This is a genomic window from Tabrizicola sp. T74, from assembly GCF_057219935.1.
Genome location: NZ_JBXVVT010000001.1, coordinates 614,821 through 628,079, shown reverse-complemented (window position 1 = coordinate 628,079; position 13,259 = coordinate 614,821). Strand labels below are relative to the sequence as shown.

At 67.3% G+C, this 13,259-nt stretch carries 12 protein-coding genes; 10 read left to right on the top strand and 2 right to left on the bottom strand.

Annotated elements, in window-relative coordinates:
- Window positions 1–7 precede the first annotated feature (7 nt).
- Genes AC2EAL_RS03290 through AC2EAL_RS03280 form a run of 3 tightly spaced genes read left to right on the top strand, consistent with a single transcriptional unit; the run spans window position 8 to window position 2,812 of the window.
- Window positions 8–1,342, top strand: coding sequence for a beta-N-acetylglucosaminidase domain-containing protein (locus tag AC2EAL_RS03290; protein WP_484722740.1), 1,335 nt, complete (start codon window positions 8–10; stop codon window positions 1,340–1,342).
- Window positions 1,335–1,973 carry a GNAT family N-acetyltransferase gene (locus AC2EAL_RS03285; RefSeq protein ID WP_484722739.1) on the top strand — a complete coding sequence of 213 codons (639 nt, stop codon included), beginning with the start codon at window positions 1,335–1,337 and terminating at the stop codon, window positions 1,971–1,973. The genes AC2EAL_RS03290 and AC2EAL_RS03285 overlap by 8 nt, the downstream gene beginning before the upstream one ends.
- Window positions 1,970–2,812, top strand: a complete 843-nt coding sequence (locus tag AC2EAL_RS03280; protein ID WP_484722738.1) for a glucosamine kinase nucleotide-binding domain-containing protein — start codon at window positions 1,970–1,972, stop codon at window positions 2,810–2,812. The genes AC2EAL_RS03285 and AC2EAL_RS03280 overlap by 4 nt, the downstream gene beginning before the upstream one ends.
- Here the strand turns inward: AC2EAL_RS03280 and AC2EAL_RS03275 are convergent.
- A complete protein-coding gene (locus AC2EAL_RS03275; RefSeq protein WP_484722737.1) occupies window positions 2,796–3,020 on the bottom strand; it encodes a hypothetical protein in 225 nt (74 codons plus the stop codon). The genes AC2EAL_RS03280 and AC2EAL_RS03275 overlap by 17 nt on opposite strands.
- A 513-nt stretch (window positions 3,021–3,533) precedes the next feature.
- Window positions 3,534–4,790, bottom strand: a complete 1,257-nt coding sequence (locus tag AC2EAL_RS03270; protein ID WP_484722736.1) for a DNA polymerase IV — start codon at window positions 4,788–4,790, stop codon at window positions 3,534–3,536.
- Between the two features lie 114 nt (window positions 4,791–4,904).
- On the opposite strand from AC2EAL_RS03270, the gene AC2EAL_RS03265 reads away from it, so the two are divergent.
- From AC2EAL_RS03265 to AC2EAL_RS03235, 7 genes are read left to right on the top strand one after another with little or no spacing between them, the layout of a single operon-like run.
- On the top strand, window positions 4,905–6,032 hold the full coding sequence (locus AC2EAL_RS03265) for a GSCFA domain-containing protein (RefSeq protein ID WP_484722735.1): 1,128 nt from the start codon (window positions 4,905–4,907) through the stop codon (window positions 6,030–6,032).
- Window positions 6,025–6,792 carry a hypothetical protein gene (locus AC2EAL_RS03260; RefSeq protein WP_484722734.1) on the top strand — a complete coding sequence of 256 codons (768 nt, stop codon included), beginning with the start codon at window positions 6,025–6,027 and terminating at the stop codon, window positions 6,790–6,792. Before AC2EAL_RS03265 ends, AC2EAL_RS03260 begins: the two co-directional genes overlap by 8 nt.
- A 14-nt stretch (window positions 6,793–6,806) precedes the next feature.
- Complete coding sequence (locus AC2EAL_RS03255; RefSeq protein ID WP_484722733.1) at window positions 6,807–7,553, top strand: hypothetical protein; 747 nt, start codon at window positions 6,807–6,809, stop codon at window positions 7,551–7,553.
- Window positions 7,534–8,526 carry an alpha/beta hydrolase gene (locus AC2EAL_RS03250; RefSeq protein WP_484722732.1) on the top strand — a complete coding sequence of 331 codons (993 nt, stop codon included), beginning with the start codon at window positions 7,534–7,536 and terminating at the stop codon, window positions 8,524–8,526. Before AC2EAL_RS03255 ends, AC2EAL_RS03250 begins: the two co-directional genes overlap by 20 nt.
- 52 nt (window positions 8,527–8,578) lie before the next feature.
- Entirely contained in the window at window positions 8,579–9,469 is an 891-nt protein-coding gene (locus AC2EAL_RS03245; protein WP_484722731.1) for a glycosyltransferase family 2 protein, read from the top strand.
- Window positions 9,469–10,893 carry a hypothetical protein gene (locus AC2EAL_RS03240; RefSeq protein WP_484722730.1) on the top strand — a complete coding sequence of 475 codons (1,425 nt, stop codon included), beginning with the start codon at window positions 9,469–9,471 and terminating at the stop codon, window positions 10,891–10,893. Before AC2EAL_RS03245 ends, AC2EAL_RS03240 begins: the two co-directional genes overlap by 1 nt.
- The gene (locus tag AC2EAL_RS03235; RefSeq protein WP_484722729.1) at window positions 10,893–13,208 is read left to right on the top strand and encodes a sulfatase-like hydrolase/transferase; all 2,316 of its coding nucleotides are present in this window, start codon (window positions 10,893–10,895) and stop codon (window positions 13,206–13,208) included. Before AC2EAL_RS03240 ends, AC2EAL_RS03235 begins: the two co-directional genes overlap by 1 nt.
- Window positions 13,209–13,259 lie beyond the last annotated feature (51 nt).

The following is a 13,259-nucleotide window of genomic DNA, read 5'->3' as shown; positions in this document are numbered from 1 at the left end:
GGGACCGATGTTCAAGGGGGTAATCGAGGGCTTCTACGGCCGCGACTGGTCCGTGGGCCAGAAGCATATGATCATGGACTGGATGCAGCAGGCCGGGATGAATGCCTATATCTACGGCCCGAAGGATGACGTGAACATCCGTGCCCGCTGGCGCACGCCCTATTCGCCGTCGCAGCTCTCCGACCTTGCCGCGCTGAAGGCCGAGGCCGAGGCGCGAGGATTGCGTTTCCTGATGTCACTCGCACCCTCGCTGGACATCACCTATTCCAGCGCCGCCGACCGTGCTGCCATCGCCGCCCGCATCGACCAGATGCTGGCGCTTGGTGTCTCCGACGTGGTGCTGCTTTACGACGACATCCCCTCGGTCCTGCCCGAGGCCGACCGGGCGCAGTTCGTGAACTTCGCAGCGGCCCAGGCGGATGTGGCGAACGCGGTCCTGGCGCAGTTGCGCCCGCACGGTGGCAAGGTCCTGTTCTGCCCGACGGAGTATTGTGGCCGGATGGCCGGGGGCGATCCGCGTGGGTCGGACTATCTGCAGACCCTGGGCCGCGCGCTTGCCCCGGAGGTCGAGGTGATGTGGACCGGTCCGGAGATCGTGTCCCCAGTCATCGAGGCCGAGGGGCTGCGCCAGGTGGCAGAAGTCCTGCGCCGGGCCCCGGTGATCTGGGACAACTTCCACGCCAACGACTATGACATCCGGCGCATCCATGCAGGGCCTCTGGGCGGGCGCGGCGCGGAGATCCTGCATCTGATCTCGGGCTGGTTCACCAACCCCAACAACGAGGCCGAGGCGAATTTCGTCCCGATCCGCACCACGGGCGATTTCCTGAACCGCAAGCCCATCGACCTTGGCACGGCCCTTGCCGATTGGACCCCGCGCTTTCGCCTGGCCTTCTCGGACGGGGCCACCGTCCCGTCGGACCTGGTGCGTCTTCTGGCCGACCTCTTCTGGCAACCCTTCGCCCAAGGGCCGGAAAGCGCTGCCATGCTGGATCTTGCAGAGCAGCTGGTCGCTCGCCACCGCCCGGACCCGTCCGACCCCGCCTGGCGCGCGGGGCTTACGACCCTGCGGGGGTTTGCGCAGCGGATCACCCGGCTTTTCGAGCTGATGACCGAGGTGGAGAACCGCGAGCTTTTCCACACCTTCCACCGCTATCTCTGGGAAGCGCGCGAGGAGATCGGTCATCTGATCACGTATCTCGACTGGCTGGATGGCGCGCCGGGGCCGGACGAGGATTTCCCCGACGAGGGGCGCATCCACAACTTCTACCGGCGCGGTTTCGGGGTCGGAGTGCAGGAAATCCTGAAGCGCGACCCCTTCGGCCGGTATCACCATGACTGAGCTTTCCGGCGGCTTCCGGATCCGCCTAGCGGGTCCCGACGACCATCCGGCGCTGAACATGGTCTGCCTGAAGACCGGCGATTCAGGGGCCGACGGGACGGCGCTGCAGGATGATCCGGACCTGTTGGGGCTGGTCTATGCCGTGCCCTACCAGGTCTTCGCGCCCGACTTCGCCTTTGTGCTGGAGGACGCGGAAGGGGTCTGCGGCTATGCCTTTGGCGCCCTGGACACCGCGGCTTTCGCGGGTTGGCTGGAGCAGGTCTGGTTTCCGCCGCTGCGGGCGCGGGTTCGCAATCCGGGGCCGGACCCCGCGGGCTGGCGGATGAGCGACTGGGTGCGCTGGCGCATCTTCGCCCCGGCCGCGCCGCCGCCCGTCGACCTGGCCCGGTTCCCCGCGCATGTCCATATCGACCTGCTGCCGCGTGCGCAGGGCAAGGGTCTGGGGCGGGCGATGATGGAGCGGGAACTGGATGCGCTTCGGCGCGCGGACTGCCACGGGGTCTTCCTGGAAGTCGGCCGCAAGAACCTGCGCGCGCAAGGGTTTTACCGCCATCTCGGCTTTCGGGAGGCGGTGACAAACCCGGATGCCATCGTCATGGTCAGGGAATTGGCACCTCGGGAGGCGGCGTGACGGTCTATCTGGGCATAGACGGCGGGGGCAGCACCTGCCGGGCCCGCGCGGTGGATGCGCAAGGGGCGATCCTTGGCGAGGGCCAGGCGGGGCCATCGAACATCTCGACCGACCTGGAGGGCAGCCTTTCCGCCATCCTGACCGCGGCCGGCATGGCCCTTGCCGGCCATGCCCCGGGGTCTGTCCATGCCGTCCTTGGCCTGGCCGGTGCCAACAATCCGGCCGCGGTCCGGGCGCTGGAGGCGCGTCTTCCCTTCGCGGCCAGCCGCATCGTGACCGATGGCCATATCTCGACCCGGGGTGCCCTGGGGCCAGAGGACGGCATCGTCGCCGCCATCGGCACGGGGTCGGTCTTCGTCCTGCAGCGAGCGGGCGAACAGCGCGAGATCGGCGGCAAGGGGCTGGTGCTTGGCGACGAATGCAGCGGCGCCTGGCTTGGTCGGGCGCTGCTTGCCACCACGCTGCGGGCCACGGACGGGTTCCAGCCCTTTACGCCCCTGCTGGATGCCATGCTGGCCGAACTGGGCGGGGTCGAGGCGATCATCGCCTTTGCCGCCGACGCCCGCCCCGCCGACTTTGCCGCCCTGGCGCCGCGGGTCACCCGGTCCGACGATCCGGCCGCGCGGGCGATTCTGGCGCAGGCCAAGGCCGATTGCCTGGCTGCGGTCCGGATCCTGCAAGGGGATGCAGAACTTCCGGTCGTCTGCCTGGGTGGGCTCGCCCCGGTCTATGTGCCCGATCTTGCCCGCCACTGGACAGTGCGCGACCCGCGTGGAACAGCGCTGGACGGGGCGGTAGCGCTGGCGCGAAGCTTGGCAGGGCCTATGGCGAGAGGGTGATTTCGGTGACGCGGCAGCGCCCAAGGTTGGCGGTGTAGAGCCGGTTGCCCTTCAGCGCGATGTTGGTGGGGTGGGCCAGCACCGAGGCCAGCGGGTCCTCGATCAGGATGGCGACGCTTCCGTCGGGGCTGCGGCGGTAGATGCGGCCCGGTTCGTAGCAGGATATGTACAGCGTCCCGTCCGCGGCCTGCGCCAAGCCGTCCAGCACGCGGCCCGGCCCGGTGACGGCATCGGTGGCCGGAGCCGCCGCGCCATCGACCCGGACCGCAACGTGACGCGCCCGGTGAAGCTTTCGACCACGTAAGGCCCGCTGCGGCTTTCATCCAGGCACATCCCGATGGCGAAGTCCCAGTCCTCGCTGCTCCAGACCCCGCCATGGCCGGTCTTGAGGTCGATGCGGAAGATGCCGGGCCGCAGAATGCCCTAGCCCCGGCTGTCCCAGACCCAGAGCGCCTGTCGCGCCTCGTCCACCACGGGATAGTTCGGCACCAGGATGCCGCTGTCGGCGAACCGGTCGAAGCGTCCGGTGGCGGGGTCGTGGCAGAAGATCGCGCGATGAAACAGGTCGCAGGCGAAGCGGCGGCCACGGCCGTCGAGGCCGCCGCTTGCAGCGCCTCCGGACTGCTGATCGCGGCGATGGTCAGGTGGCCTTTCCAGATGGCGTGCGGTTCCGTGGCAACCCGCAGCGACGGGACAGGTACCTGTGAAAGTTGCCCGCCGGTCAGCGCAGCGCGCGGCCCTTGATGATTGCCTCGGCTCCGAACTTGGCGCGGATGGCGTCGGTGGCGCGTTCGGCGGCGGCTCGGCGGGTGGCTTGAGGGTCGAGGAGGTCGCCCGACAGGTCGGCCTGGTCTTCGGGGGCGAGGTCAGAGATGCCGACGCCGATCAGGCGGAAGGGGCCGGTGGTGCCCGCGTGGTCGAACAGGTCGCGGGCGGCGCGGTAGATGCGGTCGGTCAGCTGGGTGGGGTCCGTAAGGGCGTGGCGGCGGGTCACCAGTTGGAAGTCGCCCTTCTTCAGCTTCAGCGTCACCGTGCGGCCGGAGAGGCGCTTGGCCTTGGCGCGGTCGGCGACTTGCTCGGACAGGCGCCAGATGTGGCCGTCGAGGAGGTCAGGGTCGGAGGTGTCCTCGAAGAAGGTCGTCTCCTTGGAGATCGATTTCAGCTTTTCGTCGCGGTTCACGCGGCGGGTGTCGAGACCGCGCGCCAGGTGCCAGAGGCGGTCGCCCATTGACCCGAAGCGGGCGACAAGGTCGGTGCGGTCCCAGCGGAGGAGGTCGGCGATGGTGCGGATGCCGGCGGATTCGAGGGCGGTCTGAGTCGCGGTGCCGACGCCCCAGATAATGCGGACGGGTCTGGGTTTGAGGAAGGCCTCCGTCTCTGCCTTGCCGATCACGGAGAAGCCTCGGGGTTTGTCGAGGTCGCTTGCGATCTTGGCGAGGAACTTGTTGTGCGACAGGCCGATGGAGCCGGTGAGGCCAAGCTCATCCTCCATCCGCTTGGTCAGGCGGGCCAGAAGGACGGCGGGGGGTGCGCCGTGCAGGCGGGCGGTGCCGGTGAGGTCCATGAAGGCCTCGTCCAGCGAGAGGGGTTCGATGGCGGGGGTCAGTTCCTCCATCATCGCGCGGATGGCGCGGGAGGCCTCGGTGTAGGCAGAGAAGCGGGGTTTGACGACGACGGCCTCGGGGCAGAGCTTCAGGGCCTGGAACATCGGCATGGCGGAGCGGACGCCCTTGATGCGGGCGATGTAGCAGCAGGTCGAGACGACGCCGCGTTGGCCGCCGCCGACGATGACGGGCTGGTCGCGTAAGCCTGGGTTGTCGCGTTTTTCGACGGAGGCGTAGAAGGCGTCGCAGTCCATGTGGGCGATGGAGAGCCCGGTCAGTTCCCCATGCGCGACCACCCGGGGGGACCGGCAGGCGGGGCAGCGCGGTGCCGGAATCTCGGTCAGGGTCAGGCAGTCGCGGCAGAGGCTGGGCATGGGGCGAAGCTACCACGCCGCTTGCGGGCTTTGGAAGGTGGTGGTCAAAAGCGGTTGACCTTCCCGCAACCTCTCCATCCTATCCTGAACCAGGACACAAGACCGGTTTCGCGCATGACGCATCCGTATGAGACCCTGCCCGAGGACCGTTTCTGGCGCACCGCCGTTGCCGAACGCGACGCGATGGAGATCACCGGACTTTGGAAACCGAAGCATGCCATTGCCCGCCGGACGCGGATCGTCACGGCGGGATCTTGCTTTGCGCAGCATTTTTCCAAGGCGCTGGTGGCGCGGCGCTATCGCTGGCTGGATTATGAGCCGGGGCCTGCCGGGCTGACGCCAGAGCAGCGGAAGGACTATCACTACGGCACCTTCAGCTTTCGGACCGGCAACATCTACACCCCGAAGATGCTGAATCAGTGGCTGATCTGGGCGCTGACGGATGCAACACCTCCGGACGAGGTGTGGGAGAAGGACGGGCGGTTCTACGATCCGTTTCGCCCAGGGGTCGAACCGGGCGGCTTTGTCAGCCCTGAGGAGCTATACGCCTCGCGCAAGGATACGCTGCGCGCGGTGGCCGAAGCGGTGCGCGGATCGCATGTCTTTGTCTTCACCATGGGGCTGACCGAGGCGTGGCAGGACAAGGCGACGGGGGTCGAATATGCGGTTTGCCCGGGCACGGTGGCGGGAGAGTTTGATCCTGACCGCCATGTCTTCGTGAACCATGGCTTCGCCGCGCTGTTCCGGGAAATGACAGCGGCGCTGCGGCTGATGTTCCGGGCGAACCGGCGGCTTCTGGTCTTGCTGACGGTGTCGCCGGTGCCGCTGACTGCGACGGCGTCGGGGCAGCATGTGCTGACTGCGACCAGTCATTCCAAGTCGCTCCTCAGGGCGGTCGCGTCCGAGCTGGTGGCGACACAGCCGCGGGTGGATTACTTTCCGTCCTACGAGATCATCACCCATCCCGCCTACAAGGGGCGGTTCTTCGCGCCGAATCTGCGGTCGGTCCTGCCGGTTGGCGTGGACCATGTGATGGCGCAGTTCTTCCACGATCAGGCGGCGGCGTTTGACGGCGAAGCTGCAATCCCTGCCCCTCAGCTGCCAGAGGAGCCGATGCCCGAGCCGCCTGTGGTCGAGGCTTTGCCCGAAGATCCGGCAGAGCCGGAGCTGACCGAGGCCGACGAGCTGCGCTGCGAAGAAGAGATTCTTGCGGCCTTTGCGCCGGATCAGCGCCATGTCTGACCGGTTGCCACGGCTTTGCATCTTTGGCGACAGTCACTACGCCTGCCTGAAACTGGCAGAGATCCAGGGGCTGGTCGACGTATCCGGGGTCGAGCTGGAATACTGGGGCCATGTCGGGGGCCGGTTCCGCTATCTGGAGTTTCGCGATGGTGCCATCCATCCGCTGGACGATTTCACCGCCCGTCGATTTGCCAAGTTCAACGCGAACGGGCGCGAATTCCTGCCCGCTCGCGACTTTGACACGATCCATGTCACCGGCGCTCGGGTCTATGTCTGGGGCATGTTCAACCAGATCCTGCGCGGCCTCGCACAAGGGCCGTTCCTGAGCTCGGGCCTGGTGCAGCGCATCCTGGTCGATGGCTTGCGGGGGCAGGCAGGGTATCGGCTGACCAAGGGGCTGGCGGCGACCGGAACGGCGCGGGTGCTGTTGTCGCCAATCGCCTATTACACCGCCGACCCGGAGCGCTTTGCCGATGTGGTGACGCCCGGGATGGCGGCGTTGATCCCCGACCAGGTGCCGCTGTTCTGGGCCATTCTGGAGGAGGCCGCAGCCGAGGACGGGATCGAGCTGTTGCGCCAGCCCGAGGCTACGGTGACGGCGGGGATCTTCACCGACGAGGCCTATGCCGTGGCGAACCATGTCGAGAAGCGGGATTTCGAGCACCACAATGCCGCCTATGGCGCGCTGATCCTGTCCCGCGCGGTAGATCTGGCGCGGCGGGGTCGGGCTTGCAGCGGCGAGACGGGGCCTGCAAGATAGGTCAAGGAGGCCCGATGCTTCAGATCGCCGCGAAACTGCCGCCCGGAGCCTTGATCGGGGGGGATGAGCACCTGCTGGCCGAGGCCGTGTTGCACACCGGCGGGGCGCGCTTTGTGGCGCGGGACATCGACATGATCTGGTCCGCTGGCAAGATCACCGGCTGGCGCGAGCAGTACGGGGCGATCGAAGCGGTGCAGGCCGCGCCAAACGATGGCAACAGCCGCCATCACGCCGGCCCGCCCGAGGCTGTGGTTTTTCAGGAGGGGCTGAACTGCGGTTTCACCCTGCCCCGCTTTGCCGCCGAGGTCGAGGCATTCACCGTGGCCGTGGTCTACCGGTCCGAGGGCGAGGCGAAGACCCTGGCCTCGGTCTTTACCGGACAGTCGCACAACATGATCTTCCTGTCGGAAAGCGAGGGGCAGCTGCTGGCCAAGGACCGGGAAAACACGGTTGAAGTCTCGGTCCCGGTCCAGCGCGGCAAGGGGGTGAAGCTGGCGGTGCTGGGGTTCGGCAAGCAGTCGCTGCGGCTGGAGCTGGGCGACCTGCGGGCCGAGGGTCGGGGGATCATTCCGGGTCTGCAACACTCGGCGGATTTCTTCATTGGCTGCCGGTCGAACCGGGCGGGGTTGGGCAAGACGCTGGGCCAGTCGCTGGTGCACGAGGTCCTGTTCTGGCCCGACCGCTGCCTTCTGGGGTCCGAGGATGCAGAGGACCGCATGGTCCTGTCCAGGTTGAATGCGCATGTCCGCTGGACCTACTGACGACCCGGAGGGCGACGGGGTGGAGGAGGCCGCCGCGCCCGCTTTGCTGGACGTGCCGCCCGAAATGGCGCTGGACGCGGCGGCCGAGGCCCGGCGCTTTCTGGTGAAGGGCGCGCATGCGAACCTATGGTTCGAGGGGCAGGGGCCGGAACGCGGCGGGGCACTTGTGGTGTCCTTCGACAATCTGGCGACCATCGACGAAGGCTGGCCGCGCGGGCCATGGGCCTGGTCGCGATTGGGGCCTTTGGGCCATTCGGTGCTGGGGGTGCAAAGCCATGCGAAGGACTGGTTCCGCCAGCCGACGGCCCCGGCGCTGATCCGGGGGCTGGAGGAATGCGGCTTTTTCCGCCGGTTTGACCGGGTGGTGCTGACTGGCGCGTCGATGGGCGGGTTCGCGGCGCTGAACTTCGCCCCCCTGATCCCCGAGGCGCGTGTCCTGGCCTTCAGCCCGCAGTCGACGATGAACAAGGTCATCGCGCCGTTCGAGCAGCGGTTTCCCTTTGCGGTCCGCAAGTCGAACTGGGAGGGGATGCCGTTCCTCGATGCGGCGGCGGCGATTCCCTACATCCGGCGGGCGGTGGTGCTGTATGATCCCTTCGTGCCCGAGGACCGCGCCCATGCTGCGCGGCTGGCGGGGTCGAATGTCCAACAGCTCCGCATCCCCTTCACCACGCATGAAGCGATCCGGGTGGTGCTGAAATCCGGGACCTTGCCGCTCTTGATCGACGGGCTGGTCCAGGGCGACACGATCGGGACGGACTTCTGGGCGGGCTACCGCGCGCGGCGGGGGGTGCCGAAGTGGCAGCGCGCGCTTCTGGCGGCGGCGGCGAACCGGGGGCGGCATGCCCTGGTGATGCTCGCGGCCGAGGGGATGCTGCGGCTGGGCGCAGACCTGCCGGATGAAGAGAAGGTCTTCATCCGCCGGGCGCGGCGGGCGGCGGCAAATGCCATGAAAGCGGCAAGCGCGGGCTAGGCCTTGGGCGCGGCCTCGTGCTAAGCGGTTGGTGGAAGACGGGAACGGCGGAATGGACCAGACGCGCGGCCGGATGATGGCGATGACCATGGTGGGCGGGGATCACTTCTTCCTGTCCCGCTGGGTCGACTATTACGGGCGCCAGCTGGGCCGCGAAAACTGCTTTGTCCTGAGCCACGGCGGCGACCCCGAGCACAAGCGCATCGCCAAGGGTTGCAACGTCATCTACCTCCCCTTCGACGAGACGCGGAACTGCTTCAACCAGCGGCGCTGGCAGATGCTGTCGCGGCTGACGACGGGGTTCACCAATTTCTACAACTGGGTGCTGGTGGGCGATGTGGACGAGATCGTCTGCGTCGATCCGGCGGTGTCGGACAGCCTGCCGGACTATATGGAAAGCCTGGTGGTGAAGGGCGGGCCGCGCGTGGTGACGCCTTTCGCTATCGAGATGGTGCATAACCCGAAGCTTGAGCCCGAGCCGATCAGCGAGGGGCGCAACATCCTGGACGTCCGGCGGATCTTCCGGCTGAACGCGAACTACGCCAAGCCCTGCATCACCTGCGACAAGATCGACATTGCCCCTGGCGGGCATTTCGCCAACCACCCGAAGCTGCACCTCGACCCGCATCTGTACCTGTTCCACCTGCGCTTCATCGACCATGACATGACGGAAAAGCGTCTGGCCACGCGGCGTGCCCAGCGGGTGATCCAGAGCGGGGCGCTGGAGGAGGTGGAGCGGGAGAAGACCGGCTGGGATACGGCGTGGGAGACGTATCAGGCCCTGTCCAAGGAAAAGCCGCGCGCGGAAACCGTTGATTTCCCCGAGTTCCGCAAGGAAATGGTGGATGGCTGGAGGGAGAAGAAGGTGGTCTATTTCGCCCCCGGCGGCGCGCGGCCCAAGGGGGTGTACCGGCTGCCGGAACGGTTCAAGGTATTGTTCTGATGGCTGAAAAGATCCCCCCAGAAGGCGTCATCATCCAGGCCGAAAACGGCGACGTGATCCGCTATGACGCGACCGGGCTGGTGTTGCGCCTGTCGGACAAGGTGATTGCCGATATTGCGGCCCGGCTGGAGTTGAAGCCGCAGGTGGCCCCAGTGGCCGAGGCGCTGCCGTTGCCCGACCTGCCCGAGGAGATCGACCTCTGGGCCCCCCGGCGCGAGGGGGACTGGGTCTACTTCCACGCCAACCTGCCGGGTGCGGACGGCCCGCGCGGCTATCGGCGGCATGTCGATGGCGGGGCGATCCTGGCCGAGACGCGGGGGCCCTTGTACGCGATTCTGGGGATTGGCGGGGCGCGGGCGGGGCTCGGCTCACCCGGTCCGGCGCGGTTTCCCTGGTATGTGCTGGCCCCGGCCGACGACATCGGGGCGGTCGGCCAAGGTGGCGAGGGCGAGGCGCTGTTGACCGACGCGCTGGAGCCATTGCGCGAGCTGACGGTCGAGGCGCTGGTGGCGGACGAAATCCTGGCGCGGCGGCGGGCGGCGCACCAGTCCTTGCCGCTGGTCATGGTCCGGACGGAAACCGACATGGCAAGCACCTCGCATGAACTGGGCGCGGGGACGGCGGTTGCGAACCTGGACCGGGCCTGCGTCAACCTGCTGGCGGCGGCGGCGCGCCTTGGCCAGCGCGCCCAGGTGCTGGCGGTGGTGCTGGACTATGCGCTGGAAGACCTGACCGGCGATCCCTTGTCCTATCGCGACGGAATGATCGGCCTGATGGAACGGGTCACCCGGGGCATGGCGAAGGCGGGTCTGGCGCGGCCGATCTTCCTGACCGCGTTTGACTGCGGCACGCAGGATGTGACGCGCGGACCGGGGCTGGAGGGGCAGTGGGAGCTGTCCTGGAACCACGGCGACCACCAGCTGGTCTTTGCGGCTCCGTCTTATGCCTTCCAGATCGACGACACCGGGCGGCTGACCGACACCGGGCGCGCCGAGAAGGCACAGCTAATGACCGAGGCGCTGCTGGCGGTGCAGGGTGGGGGCAGGTGGCTGTGCCCGGTGATCCAGCTGGCGGAGCGGTCGGGCGATGACATCGTTCTGACCTGCGAGGCGCAGGACGGGCTGGTGATCGATCCCGAGGACCCGTTCGGTGCCGGCCCCACGGCGGGTTTTGCGCTTGAGGGAGTGACCAATGGCGCGACGATCACAGGGATCGAGTTCGGGAAGTATGATCCGAAGGCGGTGATCCTGAAGTGCTCGAAGCGGCCCGAGGGGGAGGTGTTCGTGACCTACGCCTATGGCCTGGGCAAGGGCGAGGGCCCCTATCCCGCGAACCGCGGCGCATTGCGGGGGGATTTCGGCGCAGGCCTGGTCCGGCGCTGGGCGCTGCCTGCGCGGTTGAAGTTGAACGACGGAACCCCGTGATGGCGTTCACCGCCGAGACGATCAGGAACGACAGCATCTGTGTCATCTGGGTGGATGACATGATCGACGTCTTCACCTGGCGCGACACGTTCGGGTTGACGATCCAGACGCCGAACCTGGACCGGCTTCTGAACCGGGGGGTCCGCTTCGGGAACGCCTATGCGACGATCCCCTTGTGCGCGCCCTGCCGGGCGGAGCTTGCCACGGGGCTGTCGCCGTTCCGGACGGGGCTGGTCGACCTCAACCGCTTCTGGCGTCAAGTGTTGCCGCCGGAAAAATGCTGGGCCTATGACCTGCGGCGGGCGGGGTTCTACAACTTTACCACCGGCAAGGTCGACGCGACCTACACTCCGATGCCGCTGCGGTTCCGGCGCGTGTTGTTCCACGAGGACCCGCAGGCCCATGATTCCGGCGGCCGGACGAAGCTGAAGGCGTACCTGGACCGGGGACCGGGGATCAACGGGGTGAACCACCCAGACGACGACGGGTCGCAGGACAAGCTGTTCTACGACTTCACCGTGGCGCAGAACGCGATCGACTTTCTGAACCGGGGCGTCGACCCGAACCGGCGGCATCTGATCCAGCTGGGGTTCAAGCACCCGCATTACAATCTGGAATGCCCCGACCGGTTTTACCAGCTGTACGACCCCGCCGACATCCGCTGGCCCGACATCGCGGCGCCCGAGGATTACTACGGCCCTCCGCCGGGCTTTGCGGTCTACGAGGCGGCCTATATCGCCAACGGCAACTGGACGCCCGAGAAGGGCGGGGATGATGGCTGGCGGCAGGTCGTGCGCGCCTATTTCGCAGCGATCAGCCATGTGGACCACGAGATCGGGCGGTTCCTGAATGCGCTGGAGGCCTCGCCCCTGGGGGACCGTACGACAGTCGTGTTCCTGTCGGACAACGGGTTCAACCTGGGGAACCACGACAGTTTCCACAAGATGAGCCAGTGGGATTCGGCGGCGCATGTGCCCTTTGGCATCTGGTCGCCGCGGATGGAGGCGGGCCGGGTCATCGACCTGCCGGTCAGTCTACACAACTTCCCGAAGACGATCCTGCAGCTGGCCGGGCTGCCCCCGCGGCCAGACTGGGTGTCGGGGCAGAGCCTTTTGCCGCTGATCGACGAAAGTTTCGGGGCGTTTGACGATACGAAGTCGCCGATCACCTCGGTCTTTGGCACTCTGTCCGTGCGGCCGTCCATCGAGGGGTACCGGCAGTACCGTTACTTCCGCTATCCGAACGGCGAGGAGCATGTCTACGACGTGGTGGCCGATCCCGGCGAGACGGAGAACCTGATCGCCAACGCCCCGATGGACGTGCTGCGGGGCGAGCTGGTGAAGGGCGCGCTGGAGCTGGGGCTGGATCTGCGGGGGTTCGAGAATCCGGCGGACGGGGTCAATGCGATGATGGCGGTCGACGGGTCGGTGGTGCTGGAAGGCCACCGGGGCAACGACAACTATTGGGTCTATGGCGCCGAGGCGGAGAAGATCCGGGAAACCAAGGACGGCGGCAACGACACGCTGTGGTATCTGGGCGGGCCGGACAGCTATGTGCTGCACTGCCCGATGAACGTGGAGAACATCCGGATTGCCACGGTGCTGGCGCGGAACGAAGGGGATGATGTCTCCAAACGCGCGGGCCGGGTGCTGCGGATCGTGGCGCATCCTGACAGTCCGATCAATTTCGAGACGACGGAGCGGGTGATGGTGAACGTCACCGGGTCCCGCGGGAACGACGTGATGGTCGGACCGAAATACGGGGGGGCCACCTTCTATGGCGGCGAGGGCGACGATGTCCTGAAGGCGATCACGCTGCACCCGAACTCACGCCATTTCTTCTATGGCGGGGCCGGGAACGACCGGATTTCCGGCGGCGGCGGGCGGGACGTGCTGGACGGCGGGACGGGCGACGACACGATCTTGGGCGTCGGGGGCCGGAACCAGATTTTCGGCGGGCATGGCAATGACGAGATTCACGATGGCGATGCGTCGTCGGTCGTCCATACCGGGCCGGGGCGGAACCGGGTGAACCTGAACGGCGGCAACGACACGCTGCACGGGGGGACGGGGATCAATCTGGTGAACCCGGGGCCGGGGGCGGTGGTCTTTGTCCTTGCCTACGGGGGCGTGACGCATGTCAGCCAGTGGACGGCAGAGCAGGTCTATGACCTCTCGGCCTGGCCGAAGCCGCCACAGGTGACGCGGCGGGCAGACGGACTGGTCGACGTGACGCTGGGCCTGTCGGTCCTGCGCATCGCGGGTGTCCCCGAGGGCCACGACCTGACGACGCAGATCAGGCAGGGCACCGAATAGGAACGCCCGCCCCGTGAGGACACACGGGGCGGGCGCCACTGCTTGCCTGCC